The 14,787-nt window shown below is 65.2% G+C and carries 12 protein-coding genes; 7 read left to right on the plus strand and 5 right to left on the minus strand.

Features of this window, described 5'->3' with window-relative positions:
- Nucleotides 1-4: 4 nt before the first annotated feature.
- Nucleotides 5-2,128, minus strand: coding sequence for a DEAD/DEAH box helicase (locus QNI14_RS11635; RefSeq protein ID WP_283716789.1), 2,124 nt, complete (start codon nt 2,126-2,128; stop codon nt 5-7).
- Nucleotides 2,119-3,006, minus strand: coding sequence for a HamA C-terminal domain-containing protein (locus tag QNI14_RS11640; RefSeq protein ID WP_283716790.1), 888 nt, complete (start codon nt 3,004-3,006; stop codon nt 2,119-2,121). Before QNI14_RS11640 ends, QNI14_RS11635 begins: the two co-directional genes overlap by 10 nt.
- Nucleotides 3,007-3,153: 147 nt before the next feature.
- Between QNI14_RS11640 and QNI14_RS11645 the strand changes: the two genes are divergently transcribed.
- Complete coding sequence (locus QNI14_RS11645) at nt 3,154-3,582, plus strand: very short patch repair endonuclease (RefSeq protein ID WP_283716791.1); 429 nt, start codon at nt 3,154-3,156, stop codon at nt 3,580-3,582.
- Here QNI14_RS11645 and QNI14_RS11650 read toward each other — a convergent pair.
- Nucleotides 3,572-4,750 carry a hypothetical protein gene (locus QNI14_RS11650; protein WP_283716792.1) on the minus strand — a complete coding sequence of 393 codons (1,179 nt, stop codon included), beginning with the start codon at nt 4,748-4,750 and terminating at the stop codon, nt 3,572-3,574. The genes QNI14_RS11645 and QNI14_RS11650 overlap by 11 nt on opposite strands.
- Nucleotides 4,751-4,900: 150 nt before the next feature.
- Here QNI14_RS11650 and QNI14_RS11655 point away from each other — a divergent pair, with 150 nt between their 5' ends.
- From QNI14_RS11655 to QNI14_RS11675, 5 genes are all read left to right on the plus strand, one after another.
- Entirely contained in the window at nt 4,901-6,061 is a 1,161-nt protein-coding gene (locus QNI14_RS11655) for a DNA cytosine methyltransferase (protein ID WP_283716793.1), read from the plus strand.
- A gap of 60 nt (nt 6,062-6,121) precedes the next feature.
- Nucleotides 6,122-8,410 carry an AAA family ATPase gene (locus tag QNI14_RS11660; RefSeq protein ID WP_283716794.1) on the plus strand — a complete coding sequence of 763 codons (2,289 nt, stop codon included), beginning with the start codon at nt 6,122-6,124 and terminating at the stop codon, nt 8,408-8,410.
- A gap of 98 nt (nt 8,411-8,508) precedes the next feature.
- Nucleotides 8,509-9,792 carry a hypothetical protein gene (locus QNI14_RS11665; RefSeq protein ID WP_283716795.1) on the plus strand — a complete coding sequence of 428 codons (1,284 nt, stop codon included), beginning with the start codon at nt 8,509-8,511 and terminating at the stop codon, nt 9,790-9,792.
- A gap of 363 nt (nt 9,793-10,155) precedes the next feature.
- The gene (locus tag QNI14_RS11670) at nt 10,156-11,043 is read left to right on the plus strand and encodes a hypothetical protein (RefSeq protein ID WP_283716796.1); all 888 of its coding nucleotides are present in this window, start codon (nt 10,156-10,158) and stop codon (nt 11,041-11,043) included.
- Nucleotides 11,044-11,333: 290 nt separating this feature from the next.
- On the plus strand, nt 11,334-11,786 hold the full coding sequence (locus QNI14_RS11675; protein ID WP_283716797.1) for a hypothetical protein: 453 nt from the start codon (nt 11,334-11,336) through the stop codon (nt 11,784-11,786).
- A gap of 45 nt (nt 11,787-11,831) precedes the next feature.
- On the opposite strand, the gene QNI14_RS11680 is transcribed toward QNI14_RS11675, so the two are convergent.
- Entirely contained in the window at nt 11,832-12,377 is a 546-nt protein-coding gene (locus QNI14_RS11680; protein WP_283716798.1) for a hypothetical protein, read from the minus strand.
- Between the two features lie 53 nt (nt 12,378-12,430).
- Between QNI14_RS11680 and QNI14_RS11685 the strand changes: the two genes are divergently transcribed.
- Nucleotides 12,431-13,690 (plus strand): MFS transporter, encoded by a 1,260-nt coding sequence (locus tag QNI14_RS11685; protein WP_283716799.1) that lies wholly within the window; start codon nt 12,431-12,433, stop codon nt 13,688-13,690.
- A gap of 39 nt (nt 13,691-13,729) precedes the next feature.
- Here the strand turns inward: QNI14_RS11685 and QNI14_RS11690 are convergent, their stop codons facing one another.
- Complete coding sequence (locus QNI14_RS11690; protein WP_283716800.1) at nt 13,730-14,752, minus strand: NADPH:quinone reductase; 1,023 nt, start codon at nt 14,750-14,752, stop codon at nt 13,730-13,732.
- Nucleotides 14,753-14,787: the final 35 nt, after the last annotated feature.

Consider the following 14,787-nt stretch of genomic DNA (forward strand, 5'->3'; position numbering starts at 1 on the left):
CTGGTCAGAGTGTTCGTTGGGTGTCTGCGAGCATCTCACGCTCGAAGGGGCCGAGCGTTGAAGGCGGTACGTCGATCTCTCGGAGCCTGTCAAGGACTTCATCTAGCCCCGATGCTCGTCCTAGATCAAGTTGATGCCGAAGTTTGAGCGTGAGCGAAACCGGGAGGCCATACTCTTCCAGCACGGCAGCAAACGGTGGGAGGAACAAGTTCTCCAGCTCGTTGGCGAAGACCGCGGTGCTGCTCGCGGTGAACCTATCGGCACTGAGCGCGTCGTTTGCGATCTTCTCTACCGCGGCAAACGCAGTCGGGATCTTGAACTGTGCCCAGTTCCTCAGGAACTCAAGCTCACTTTCCATAGCGTCATCCGCTGATGTGCCCCTGGACACAGCCTGCTCGACAAGCGCCTTGAAGTCACCTTGCTGGGACCGAAGCATGTTGACTCGCGCGCCGAGCTGTTTCGCGGTCCGCACCGCGTTTCCCGACCCCGTGAGTGTGAACAGCAGCGGCGCGAGATCCCTGACCTGTGCGCTGGTCGGATATGTCCCGTTCCACGCAAGTGTCCTCATCCACCGGCGCCTATCGGAGGTGATCTGATCTGCCGTCTCCAACTGCCACGAGAGTGGAACACCCTTGTTCTCTCGGAGCGTCTGGAGACTCAGCAGCGTCTGTTCCAGATACGGCCGCAGCTGTTCCTTGCTGCGCGGCGTCAGCTCCGCTTCCGGCAGGTGGATCAGGATCTCGTCTGCGACGTCGTCCGGCTGGGAAAGGATCGGCGCGTCGACAGTGAGGTCGGCGGCATGCGGCTCAGGGTTGAAGACGACGACCCGCCCGACGAAGTGCCGGAACATGCGTCCCGAGCGTCCTCGAATGTTGCTGAAGGTGAAGTAGTCGTACTTCTTCGTCGCGATCTTGTTGTCGAGCACGATGACGGACTTTGCCGATGTGTTCACGCCTTCGATCAACGTGCTCGTGACGAGCAGATACGGCAAGCGGCCGTCGTTGAAGAGCCGCACGATGTGGTGAGCCAGGGCACGGGGCAGCTTGCCATGGTGCACGCCGATCCCGTGCCTGAGCGCCTTCCCGACATACCAATCCGGATGGTATGCCTGCCCCACCCAATCAGCGACTTGGCCAAGCACCGGATGAAGATTGCCTGCTCCGACGCCACGGTCCACGAGCCACTGCGTCACCTCCCGAACCCGTGGAGGGGACTTGCAGAACACCAGAGTCCCCGGCCCGGTTTCCCCGCAGACGGTGGCCAGCGCATCCGGCAGCTCCGCAGCATCGGCGTGGACTCGATCGACATCGGTCACGACCGTCGTGAAGCCCGTGTTCACGAACGACGCGCGAAGTCTCTCGCTTGTTCCACCAGTGATGCTGGCGATGTTCGGACCGAGGAGGTAGAACTGGGCACCCGTCGAAAGAAGCCGGTGGAACAGAACGTTCAGCTGAACGGAGCGGTCATCGCTGTGGTGAGGGTCGAGCTTGTAGAACTCGTCGATCACGAAGAAGTCGAGATCCGGGATATCTCCCAGTTCGAGCAGTCGCTCCTGGGTCATCACGTACAAGTTGCGCTCGCCCCGACGCTGAGAGCCGTGCGTGATCACCTTGTACCGGTCGGCCAGCTTCGCGAGCCGGCGCCGTGTCTCGTCCATCAAAGCAATCGTGGGGACGACGACCGCGGCATTCCGGTAGCGACCGGCGGCGAGGATCGCATCAACAACCAAGCTCTTCCCGAAGCTTGTCGGCGCGGAAAGGATGACGTTCTCACCGCTCATCAGGCGTTCGTACACCGCGGCCTGTTCTGCGTGAAAGACGACATCGTCACCGACCGCAGGAGTTGGTCGGTGCATCTCGAATGCGAGGCGATCTGCTGTGGGCAGCTCGGCGATGTCGCGCAGATAAGGAAAGAGCCCGTGCTCTCGGACCAGGCCTTGCAGGATCTCGTGCAGCGGAGTCGAGAGCTCGTCTCTCCGTGCTAGGAAACGGATGAGCAGCTCGCGCGCCTCATCGCGATCGACGAATGCGCCGTGGGCCCCGATGTCGGCCAGCAGCCTGAACGCGTCATCCTCGTCGAGGTCGGCGCTATGGAGCTGTTGTCTTGCTTCGACGAGGTTCAGCGCCATCGGCTCAGCTCCTGGTCGAGTGCGTCGGTCAGAGCCTTCTTGCTCCCCATCGGCAAGAGGAACAGGCGCACTGTGACGGGGAGGTTGCTATCGATCGCGTTGCCGAACTTGATCCAGGCGCGGCGCACCTCAGCTTCGAGCGCCTCCCGATACTCGGCACAGACATGGTCGTGCGCGGCCGTGGCCGAGCTCTCGTATGCGACGAACACAGGAACGACGATGCGGTCGAAGACCTCGTCCAAGGATGTGTTCGGGTGCATGAGCCTTCGTAGCTCACCACCGTGAGGATGGTCGTCGTCGATCTTGTCCGCGATAAGCGCGAACTCGGAACGGAGGTAGTCCTGGTCGAGGTGCTCGTCGAGGTCGGTGGCTACTGATCGGATAGCCGAAGTCAGGCTCTTGTAAAACTTGGCCTCGCCCAGCCAGAGCTGGAGCTCATCCCCCTCGTGGACGCAGTGGACGGCGTCGAACCCCTTGTATGTGTCGTTCGAGGCTGTCTTGAACCACACCTTGTTGATCACGGTGTCGCTGCCGAAGAACTGGCGACACACGGCATGTAGCAGGACTTCCCCGGGGACGCCGCGGTCGTTGCCGTTGCCGAAGGTGATCTTGACCGCTCGGCGCGCCAGCTCTGTCGCCCGCCCTGGGGTAAGCATCGCGCGCTCGGAGCGTCGCAGTGCGAAGTCAAGCGCCCAGTCAACGACATGGGTCGCCAGCGCGGAAGCGCGCCAGCTCTTCAGCTCGTAATCCACGGTCAACGCCATCAGCGACGGCGAGAGCGAGGGGTCGTGCACCGAGGCGGACAGAAGGGCCACGGGAAGGTCGCCTTCTTCAGGGCCGCAACTGCATGACCGCTCGTCCAGGGTCTGTGCAGTCATTGGTGCTCCTCGTCGAAAACAGCCTCCTACGGCTGAATATATCCGTGAGAATCGTCCTTGAGGGCCGAGACACACCCGTCACGTCCGCCGGTGTCAGGGTCGATGGCATGGCTCCTGCTGCCGCCGCAATGCACATAGCCTCGAACCATGTACACGCCGTGGGCTTCCAGCGCTGCCGCCCGGAAGACCATGCAGGGCAACCGAAGCCGGGACACGCAGGCGGAACTGGCGGTGCGCCGCCTGGTACATGCCGCGGGACTGCGATACCGGGTCAACGCGCGACCGGAGCGCGACCTGCGTCGGACGGCAGACCTGTTGTTCACCCGCGTCCGCGTGGTGGTGCTCATCGACGGCTGCTACTGGCACGGCTGCCCCGAGCACTTCAAGATGCCGTCGACGAACCGCGACTACTGGGAGGGCAAGGTCGACCGGAACCGGCTCCGAGATGTCGAGACGACCGAGTTGCTTGAGGAACGGGGCTGGCGCGTGCTGCGGTTCTGGGAACACGAAGCCCCCGCCTCTATCGCAGCGAGCATCGTGGATGTCGTGCGCGGTCGGCGAGCGGTCACTCGCTGAGGGCGGACAGGCTCTCCGCCCAGTCGTTGGTGATCGTCTGTATCGGTGCAAGGCGGTCGGGAAAGTCCTTGTGCCGCGCCATGAGTGAGGTGAGCCCGTAGCGGAACTCCCACCGTCCGGTCGGCGAGAAGAGGCAGGCGGCGACGACGTCGAACCCGTCGACGGGGTAGAAGCGCGAGGCCGGATCGCCCTTGGATGCGCGGGTCTTCTGCACCTCGACCTTGAAGCTCCCGCTGGCGGAGATCTTTGGGCTTGCGTTCTTGCACTCGACCCGCATCAGCCTTCCGTCCGAGAGGGTGACGTTGAAGTCGTGCATCGCGTCCACGTCGAGCCGCTCGACCCGGGCGATGTCGGGCGACGTCTCGAGCAGGTGCTCCAGGTGGTACTCGGCGACACCGCCGCGGACGGCGACAGAGAGCCGGTTGCGGCCTCCGATGATGTCGAGGATCTGCTCGCTGGTGAGCGCGAACTGCTCCTCCAGCACGTGCCGGCGCGGCAGCTCCTCGACCGCCGACTTGTCTGCGAGCGCGACGGCAGCCGAGTATCGCAGCGGCGGGTCAAGGCGCAGTGAGGTCGCTCGTCGTTCGAGACGCGCGTAGTCGATGAGGCGGTCGGGGGTGAACGCGACGACCGTCTCCAGATTCGTGGGGGAGCGGGGCTCGGAGCGTTTGGTGCCGGCCCGGTTGACCTTCTCCCACACGTGCCAGCCGGACGCTTTGGCCTGCTGGATCTCGGCGTCCTTGGCATAGAAGGAGATGCCCATGGGCAGCGGGTCCCAGAGGTTGGCGTCCAGGCCGAGGATTACGCCGTCGGCGAGGTCGACCCCGAGGATCATCGTCACATCGACGCCGGCGACATCCCGTCCGACCGGGTGCTCTCGCTTCCAGGACTCCTCAGCGCCGTAGCGGAGCTGGCCGCGGACCTCATCGTCTGGGCGGTTCTTGATTGAGTTGCGGGTGACCCGGAAGGGGTAGACGAGCATCCCGATCCGCTCGTCGGAGTCCAGCTGCACGCCGAGGTAGACCGGCGCGCGGTGCGGGTCGCTCGCGTACAACACGCGGCCGCCCGAGGCGTGGATAGCGTCGAGGAGGAACGCGTGCAGGTCGCTGCGTCCCTGGACGCGATAGATCTCACCGAAGGCTCGCCCGGCGAGCGGCTCTTCGTCCACAGGACCCCCTTCCGGCTCGGTTTTCCACCGATGTCGTTGGTCACGTTGGGCATGTCGGTGGCTGTCGGCAGACTCGTCTCGACGATACTGGTCAGACACGCACAGTTCGCAGAGGCGGGCCGTGCGTGCATGTGTAGAAAGAGGTGGCAGATGGGCGAGCAGCTTCCGGTGGTGAGCCTGTTCTCCGGAGCAGGAGGACTCGACCTCGCCGTCGAACGTGCCGACGCCGAGCCCCTCGACTCCGGCGACCCCGGCAGCGGCCTGCTGCGTGTGTCGGTCGCGACGGACTACAACGAGCCTGCGTTGCAGACGCTGAAGGCGAACTTCGACGGTGCCGCGACCCTCACGGGCGACATCCGACAGGTCCCCACCGAGCAGATCCTTTCGACCGCCGGGCTGCGGGCCAAGGAGCCTGTGCTGGTCGTCGGCGGTCCGCCGTGCACCCCGTTCAGCAAGTCCGGGTTCTGGCTGGAGCAGAAGCGCGAGAGCCGCGACCCCAACGCCTCCCTGCTGGACGAGTACGTCCGCGTCGTCCGCGAGTCACGCCCTGAGGCGTTCATCTTGGAGAACGTGCAGGGCCTGACGTACAAGACCCACAAAGCTCAGTTCGACCGGCTCCTCAAGGGCCTCGGCGAGCTCGGCTACAACCCCCAGTGGAAGGTGCTGCTTGCCGCGGACTATGGAGTCCCGCAGCTGCGTCGCCGCGTGTTCGTCGTCGGCCGCCGTGACGGTGAGAAGTTCGAGTTCCCCGAGCCCACCCACTCCGGATGGAGCGAGCACAGCCGCACCGTCGACGCCAGCAAGATCCCGCACGTCACCGCCTCTCAAGCGTTCGCCGGGTTGCCCCGACTGGTCCGCGCGGCCGAGGACGAGATCGTCGATGGCAACTACGGGCAGCTCGCCGCCGAGATCCCGCCAGGCCAGAACTACCTCTGGCACACCGAACGATACGGCGGGCGCAACCACTTCGAATGGCGGAGTCGCTACTGGACCTTCCTGCTCCGCCTCGACCCCAACCGGCCCTCCACCACGCTCCAGGCGCAGCCCGGACCGTGGGTCGGACCTTTCCACTGGGAGAACGTCCGCACCGCCTCGGGTGAGGAACGAGCGCGACGACTCCGTGTCAACGAGATGCTGCGGCTTATGTCCTTCCCCGACGACTTCAAGATCGACGGCACCCGAGCCGACGTGCAACGCCAACTCGGTAACGCCGTCCCACTCGAACTCGGCAAGGCCGTGGTCCGAGCACTGATGGATCAGCTTGGCTACCTCGATCGTCAGCAAACTGTTCGCGAGGCCGTGTTCGCGTGAGCGGATGGTGGCGGCTGTGTGCCAGCTTCACAGAAAGCTGACGCTGCTAGGGGTGTGAGTATGCTTCGTCGACTGGATCTGAAAGACCCGTGGCGGTCTCTTGACCAGGGATTTTGGCCGGATGACCTTCCGTCGGGTGGCCGCACAGTCGTGTACGGCCACAATGGCAGCGGCAAATCGACGCTGTCGGAGCTTCTGCTCAGCCTCGCCGAGGGAGCCTGCGCGTCGGGCATCGTTTGGGAGGACGAGCAGAAACGCCGCACCAACATCAGCGCTGGCGGAGCGAGTCCGTCGGCGGCAATGGCGGTCTTCACGCGCAGATGGGTTGAAACGAATCTCTCTGCCTTCCTCGACGGTGCTAGTGCGTCGGCCATCGTGACACTGGGCAAGGAAGCTATAGACGCGAAAGATGAAGAGAACCGCCTTGTCGAGGAGATCGACAAGCTACGGGACGAGGCCAAGGAAGCCGCCAAACAGCGGAAGGTCGCCGACGATAAGGTTGAGAAGCTGGCCCGCGGTGTTCAGGACCGCATCGTGTCTGAGCTCAAAGAGTTTGACTACAGCCACTTTACGAAGAACCGTTACTCCGTACCCAAGGTCCAAGATGACCTACGCAAGTACAAAGGTGAGTTCCCGGACAGCAACGCGCACGCCGAAGCGCTCAAGCGGCTTGGGGAGGGCGCGCCGTCTCCTGTGTCAGATGTTGTCGCTCCACCCGCCGGCATCGTCGCCCTGTTGGCAGGCCTCCCCGAGATGCTGGCCGAGACGCCAACTCGAGTCGCCTTCCAGGCCCTAGAAGGCAATCCATCGGCTCAAACCTGGGTCGAACAAGGCCTCGTACTGCACGACGGACTCGACCATTGCCTGTTCTGCGCGGGCGAGATCAGCGACGATCGTCGCGTCGAGCTGGCTCGTCACTTCGATGAGAGTTGGCTCCAGATCCGCAGCGCCGCGAAGAAGTTGGCGGATGCAGTCACGGCGGAGAAGCAGGAGCTTGCCGCGTGGCATGCCGCGCTACCCGCCACCACGAGCTTGGCGAGCGAACTGCAGCTGGTCTACGCGGAAGCTGTGAAGCGAGCCAAGGCCGACGTTGACGACCGCGTCGCTGCGCTCGCGGCCATTGAACAGGTGCTCAACGACAAGATCGCCGACCCGAGCGCCACGCCTCATGCCCCAGAACGGGTTGTGCTCAGCACAGCTCCATCTACGACTGTGCTCGCCCAGGCCGTCACGGAGCACAACGACCAGGTTCGACGCCATAGAGAGTTCACCGCGGAGCGGAAGCAGACGGTTCTCGATCATCTGGTCGGCTCAGAGAGCGAAGCCTTTCGCACCCTTGAGGCACAGGCCAAGGAGCTTGCAACCAAGAGTCAGACCGCCAAAGATGCTGCAGACCTGGCGGAGCGGCACCTGGACGAGGTGCGTCAGGCGCAGTTCACCACCAAGGACATGGCCGACACTCTGACCCGTGATCTGGCCCGCGTCTATGGCAAGGACCACCTCAGTATCGCGGTAACGCCGGACGGCAAATCATACGCGTGCCGCCGGGGAGATAAACCCGGCACAGACCTCAGCGATGGCGAGCGGACGACGTTGTCGTTGCTGTATTTCCTGCGGAAGCTAGAGGACGAGCAGACTCCCGGTGGTGACCGGTCACAGCGCATCGTGGTGATCGATGACCCGTCCAGCTCGCTCGACCGAGAAGCTCTCTTCGCGACACATCAGTGGCTAATCGACACGCTCAAGGGCTTCGGCCAATACATCATCCTCACCCACGACTTCAGCCTGCTGCGACTGTTCATCAAGTCCCACAAGAATGTCTGGGGCAAGTCGATGAGTCAACTCAAGAACGGCGACGCCGATGAGGCTCGCTTCCCGAGAGTCTCCTTTCTGGAGATGTACGCAGCATCGGTCAACGGCGAGCGTCGTTCCCGCATTGGCAAGCTCCCGCGTGTCCTGCTCAACAACACCTCGGAGTATGCGTACCTGTTCGCGATGGTCATGGCCGGCATCGCCGACTCGGAGGATCACGAGCGCCTCTTCCTCCTCCCGAATGCCGCGCGCCGTGTCCTTGAGGTTTTCGCTAGTTATAAGGCGCCGCACCGAACGGACTTCCTGCAGCAACTCGAAATCCTGGTTGAGTCTCAGCGGGGCGAGGCCTATCGCGACGTCTATGACTTCTGTAATCGGTTCTCGCACGGGGAGGGCAGCGAGAGTATCGATGTGCTCGATGCACGCGCGGTTCACGGTCAGATCCGCAGATGCATGGAGTTCTTGCGCGCAGTTGACGGCGAGCACTTCCAGCGCATGTGTGCGGCGACCGGCGCTGACGCCGGCTTGCTTCCGTAGCAGCCCAGAAGTTCGGGCGCGGGGGTCACGGCCCTTCCGGACCTGCGAGAGCAGGCATCGACCTGCAGGTCCCGTGCGTAAGGTTCTATCGTTTCCTCATGGCGATACCCGAGCCCGATGCCTGCCCTTGTGCCAGTGCACATCGCCGGCTGATGGACCTGCATGAGGACATCCACCGAGCCATCGAGCACTACCTTGATGAGAATGAGTTTCGGCGCTGGCTCAATTCGGCTATCCAGAACTCGCGCGGCGTGACTTTTCTCCTGCAGAAGCAGAAGGCGAGATGGGCTGACTTCGATGTCTGGTACGGGGGCTGGCAGGACGAGGCTCGCAAGAACCCGGTGCTCGGATGGGGTGTGACGGCTAGGAACCGGATCGTCAAGGAAGAAGACCTCGCCACTCTCAGTCAGGCGATCATCGGTGTGTACGACACCCATCGCCGCGGGTATGAGGACGTGTTTGTGGTGCCGCCATCCACACCGCAGGAGGCCATCATCGCCGCATTTCTCCAGGTAGCTGGGCGGGACGGCAAGGAACGGAAGGGCTGGATACGTGTCGAACGGCGCTGGGTCGACGACCAGCTCCCTGACTATGAGCTCGTCGCTGCGCTCCGCGAGATGTACCGCGCGGTCGCGAAGGTGGTGAGGCTTGCGCATACGGCCAGCGGCGTCGAGACATGTCTCGCTGCGTCGTTCACTCGAGAATGCGTTACGAGCGAGATCGATCCTGATCTTCGCTGTCTCGGCCCGGGGAACCCTGCTCCGACGATGATGCTCGAGCTTGAATCCGGAGAAGTGGCGACGACTCGTTACGGTCGCATGGAGCGCAACGACTCCGAGGATCTGGCTAAGTTCGGTCGCGAGCACTACGGCCAGCCGCCGAAGTTCAGTACTGACGCAATCGCGCATGTCGACGAACGGATGGAGCTTTCCATGCAGTTCCTCAAGGCGGATGGCTACGCCGGCCCGATGCTGATGCTTTTCGGGGATGGACGAGCCAGGTTGTTCTCGGTCGCGTTCGGTGATGATGAGCCCCGCGAGATGAAGATCGCTGCAGTGATCGAGTCTGTAGGCGCGTGGCAGTTCACCGGCGCGGTGTTCTCGTCAGAGACGTGGATTGGCCTCCCTGGCTCGAAGGGCGACCTCCTGGGCGTGCCCAAGAGCCGTCTGCTGCCAAGCAACCGCGAGTTCTTCGGTGAGGATCCGAAAGGCGGTGATCGCGACGAAGCCCTATTCGTTGCCGGCCTCTCGGCGGACGGCCGCCAGCGCGTGCTTGCCCGGCCGTTCGGACGGGTTCTCGGGGGTTACGTGTTCGGGCAGCTGCTGGAGGACGAGATGGCCGTGCCCACGTTCCTGCGCCCACTTTGGGAGCGGTGGCGCTGACCGCGCCATCGGAGAGCCCAGAATCTCCCCGGGCGTCGTTACTGATGGCGCGACCGAAGTGGACCAATCAGGTGACCAAGAGCCCGCAAACCCTGCAAAACGTGACCCGGAGAGCGCGCTCCTGAAAAGCAAAAACCCAGGTCAGGTGAGCTATGAGGCTTCTGCCTGGCACCTGGGGGTCAAGGGGTCGCAGGTTCAAATCCTGTCATCCCGACCGGAGGGCCGTGAGCACAGCGGCCGAGAAACGAGAAGGGCACTGGCTTCGCGCCGGTGCCCTTCTCGTTTTCAGCGTCATGGCGTGGGACAACCGATCTCGAACAGGAACATCGCGATACGGTGAGGCCACAACCGGGGGAGACGACAGTGACGCACCGCAGCATCCGCAAGGCCGCCCTCATCGTCATGGCCTCCGTCAGCGCGGTCGCGCTCGCCGGCTGCATCTCCACGGGACCGAAGAACATCGAACGCGCTCCGGAGGAAGTCCCCACTCCGGCAGCAACGGAGACCGCCGGCGCCCCCGGACCAGACGACCTCATCGTGCGTACCGCCGACACCGAGCTGCACCTCGAATCTCTCACCGAAGAAGCAGGGTACGAGGACATGCCCGACGGCACCCCCGCGATCAGCGGCGACGAGCTCTACGTCTTCGTCCGGCAGGACGGTTGGATGCTCTACGCCGAGCAGCGCGGCGGAGATCCCGTGGGATGCGGCCCGGAGAGCCGGGAGCCCGAAGTCACCGATCTCGGGAATGGGTGGTGGAAGATCTCGAACCGGTCGGCCGCTGGCACGTACGCGCTGTGGCTCATCGCAGGCAGTGGCCCCAGCCTGCCGTTCGGCGGGACTGTGGGTGCTTCGCGAGCGTACGTCGAATGGACGACGAAGACCGATGTCGATGAGCCCGCCGCCAGCTACCTCGACATCACCGCCTACCCCGACGGAAGCGACGGGTCTGTCACCCTCGGACTCCTCGGCGTGGAGACGCCCCTCACAGCTGTGAAAGCCACCGTCACTCTCGAGGGGAGCGACGGGGAAGCGACCGTGGAGCTGTTCACCCCGGCGTGGGCGTGCGACCAACCCGGCGACCTCACCCTCCACGCTCCGCTCACGGCAGCGCAGGTCACCGCCCTCGGTGACCCGGATGACCTGAGCTACACCGTGGAGCTCTACCTCGACGGTGTCACGTACACCTCCTCCGGTCCGACCAACACGGCGTCCGCACCCGAACCCGACTGGACTCCGACGCTGCCCTGACCGCGCGCATCGGTCATCTACCGCACCACCGCCGGTCGGCGGTGGCCGCTGTCCCCTGAAAGGCCGACAGACAATCCGACTCGGTTTCTCTAGCCTCGGCCGTGACGGAGTCTCAGCACTCCTCCGCAGCGCCCATCGAAATCAGAGGTGACGACATCGACCGCCTGCAGCCGTTAGTCTTCGCTCTCGCTGTCGTTCTCTCGATGCCGCTGCTGTCCGCGTGCGCCGGGAGTCCCGCCCCGGGTCCTCTCTTCCAACATGTCGCGGGCGGTTCGCACGGCTACGTGTACATGGTCGATGGGCCGGAGATGGAGTTCACCGACGGCTTCGAGACGTTCAAAGCACTCGATGACGCTGACGTCGTCATCGAGTCGGTCCGCTCCGTCGGCGACGCCGAAGAGGTGACAGTGCTCGGTACCTTGCTGTCCGGTCCCCTTGGGGAGAACGGCATCTGGCAGTCGTTCGACTCCTACCCGCCGGTCGAAGGGCTCGACGGGCCCGTGTTCCAGGCCGAGGGTGCCCGCATCCCCGCGGGCTCGGGGGGCTACCAGATCCTCATCGGATATCGCGGTGTGATCGAGGAGATGTCCATTCGACGTGGGGTGGAGGTCACCTACCGGATCGGAGCCTGGGTCTACCGCGACACGCTGCCGGCGGGCATCGTCATGTGCCCCGCCGATGAGGAACGCGCTTGCGCTGACGAGATGGACCGGCTCGTGAAGGAGATCGGCGACGCACAGTAGGCGGAGCAGCGGCGAGCCGCAAAGCCGCAACAGCGACTCGGCGAGTCACACCGCGGTCGGCCACTCCCACGCCGGATCCGCGGCGTCGACCTGACGCCTGACCGTTCGCGCGTGCGAGATCTCGCGCTTCGCCATCGAGAGACCGGCGGCTCGCGGCCAGATCCATTCGTCCGGTACCAGGTGCAGCGCGAGAGTCGCGGTGTCCCCGGCGGTCACGTGGACGAGGATGACGGCGAGTGAGCCGACCCGCCAGGCGCATGCGCGACGCTCCCACTCACCTCCCGCTGCGGCGATCCGTGCGCCGTAGCCTTCGCGCGCGGACAGGAGCGTCTCGGCGTGGACGTCGTCGCCGCCCAGAAGCCAGACACCCTCCCGCTCGGTCTCCTCGCGTATGCGGCCGAGGTGTTGCCGTGCATCGATCCCGACCGCTCGGGCGATCGGCACGATCCGCACCAGCCCTCGCTCCAGGACGACATCGCCCGAGGCAGGCGGAGCGGCGGGTGCCTCGCGGTATTGAGGGTCCGGTCGCAACCACCCCCGCTTCAGCGCGTGGAGCGCCTCGCTGCCACCGACGAGCTGCTCGAGTGTCACAGGTGCAGGCTACTGCCTCCGACGACGTCCGCCACCCGCCGTAAGCTCGTCCGGTGGGCATCGGGGAGTGGATCGCGCCGGGGCGGCTCGGACGTGATTTCCGCTGGCTGCTCGCGTCGTCGTGGACGAGCAACATCGGCGATGGGATCGCGCTCGCGGCATCCCCCCTGCTGATCGCCTCGATGACGGATTCGCCGGTGCTCGTGGCATCCGGCGCAGTCATGCAGTTCCTGCCGTGGCTGCTGTTCGGGCTTCACGCGGGAGCGATCGCAGACCGCGTCGATCGGCGCACGCTCGTCATGCTCGCGAACGGCGTCCGGGCGCTCGTCCTCGTGGCGTTGTGCGCGTTCCTGATCACGGGCACGGCGAGCATCTGGATCGTGCTCGCGGTCGCCTTCGTCTACGGCTGCGCCGAGGTGTTCGTCGACACCAGCGCCAGCACCCTGTTGCCGATGATGGTCAAGAAGAAGGATCTGGGTATCGGCAACGCGCGCCTGCAGGCGGGGTTCCTCGTCGCGAACCAGTTCGGCGGACCGCCGCTCGGCGCGTTCCTCTTCGCCCTCGGTGCGTTCTGGCCGTTCGCGGTGCAAGCCGTGTGCGTCGCGTTCGCCGTCGTGTTGATCTCGCGCATCGCGCGGACACCGGTGCCCGAGCGGGCCGATGCTGCGCCTCGCACGGCCGTGCACACCGATATCGCCGAGGGCGTCAGGTGGCTCTGGCGGAACCCTCCGGTGCGCACCCTCGTCATCATCATCCTCACGTTCAACATCACGTGGGCAGCCCCCTGGGGCGTGCTCGTGCTGTACGCGACCGAGCATCTGCAGATGGGCCCGGTCGGCTACGGCGCGCTCACGACGGCCTCCGCGATCGGCGGCCTGCTGTCGACGGTGAGCTTCGGCTGGCTCGAACGCCACTTCTCGTTCAAGACGCTCATGCGCGTCTGCCTGACCGCAGAGGTGCTGATGCACCTCGCCTTCGCGCTCACGACCTCAGGCGCCGTCGCCTTGGTGATCATGGTCGGCTTCGGTGCGTACGCGTTCATCTGGGGCACGATCTCCACGACGGTGCGGCAGCGGCTCGTTCCGCACGAACTCCAGGGGCGCATCGCGTCGGTCAACATGGTCGGGGTCTTCGGCGGCCTCGTCATCGGGCAGGCGCTCGGTGGCGTGATCGCGCAGGTGTGGGGCCTCACCGGTCCGTGGTGGTTCGCGTTCGTCGGCGCGGCGATCACCCTGCTGTTGGTGTGGCGCCCGATATCTCACATCGCGGCAGCGAAGCCCGTCGAGGACGAGGATGCCGCGCCGGCGTCGTGACCGCGCGGCATCCTCATTTCGCTTCTTCCTGCCGGTGGATCAGAGGTCGGCGACCCGGATGAGCACCTTCCCAACGGCGGCGTTCTCGACCGCATCGTGCGCCGCAGCGGTCTGATCGAGGTTGAACCAGATGAGGGGGAGGCCATGCGCGTCCCCGACGGGCAGCGCGTCATCCTCGAGCGCGCGCGTGATGTCTTCGATCGCAGCGTCGAGCGCAGGTTCGCCCACGGTGTAGAGCAGCACGCCCTGCACACGCAGGTTCTTCGCGAATGTGGGTCGGATCGGCATCGAGAAGGTCTCGCCGTTGTTGTCGGCGTAGAACGCGATGACGGCGTGGTTGGCCGCGAGCTCGGCGTCCGCGGCGGCATTGGTCGCGAGCGACACCTCGACGAACTGGTCGATTCCCGGCGGCGCCAAGGCTTTCACCTGCGCGACGAGATCACCGGTCGTGTAGTCCACGGTGTGATGCGCGCCGGCGGCGCGCGCGAGTGCCGCTTTCTCGTCGGAGCTGACCGTGGCGATCACCGTCGCACCGGCCCACCGCGCCAGCTGGATGGCCGCATGGCCGACGGCGCCGGCGCCTCCGGCGACGAGCACCGTGCGGCCGTCGAGCGATCCCGGTGACAGGCGCGTCGGTCCGTCCTCGTGGACGGTCAGGGCGCGGTGCGCCGTGACCGCGGGGACGCCGAGGCTGGCGGCGAGCTCGAAGCTCACGCCTTCGGGCAGTCGAATCGCGCGCGACGCGGGGACGACCGTGTACTCCTGCGCCGTGCCCGTCGGACGCTGATGCTGCGCAAGGTGGACCCAGACGTGGTCGCCCACCGCGAGCCCGGCGACCCCGTCGCCCACGGCGTCGATGATGCCGGCACCGTCCTGGTTGGGCACGACCTCGGCGAAGTCGCCGCGCTGGGTTCCGCCGGCGCGCGCCTTCCAGTCCGTGGGGTTCACCCCTGAGACGGCGATCTGCACCCGCACCTCTCCGGTGCCGGGCGCGACGACCTCACGGTCGACCAGAGACAGGACCTCAGATCCGCCGGGGGCGGAGTACACGATGGCTCTCATGTCTCGCCCAACCGGTTCACGAGCAGTGGCATTCC

The organism is Microbacterium dauci (assembly GCF_030065535.1).
Lineage (GTDB): Bacteria > Actinomycetota > Actinomycetes > Actinomycetales > Microbacteriaceae > Microbacterium > Microbacterium dauci.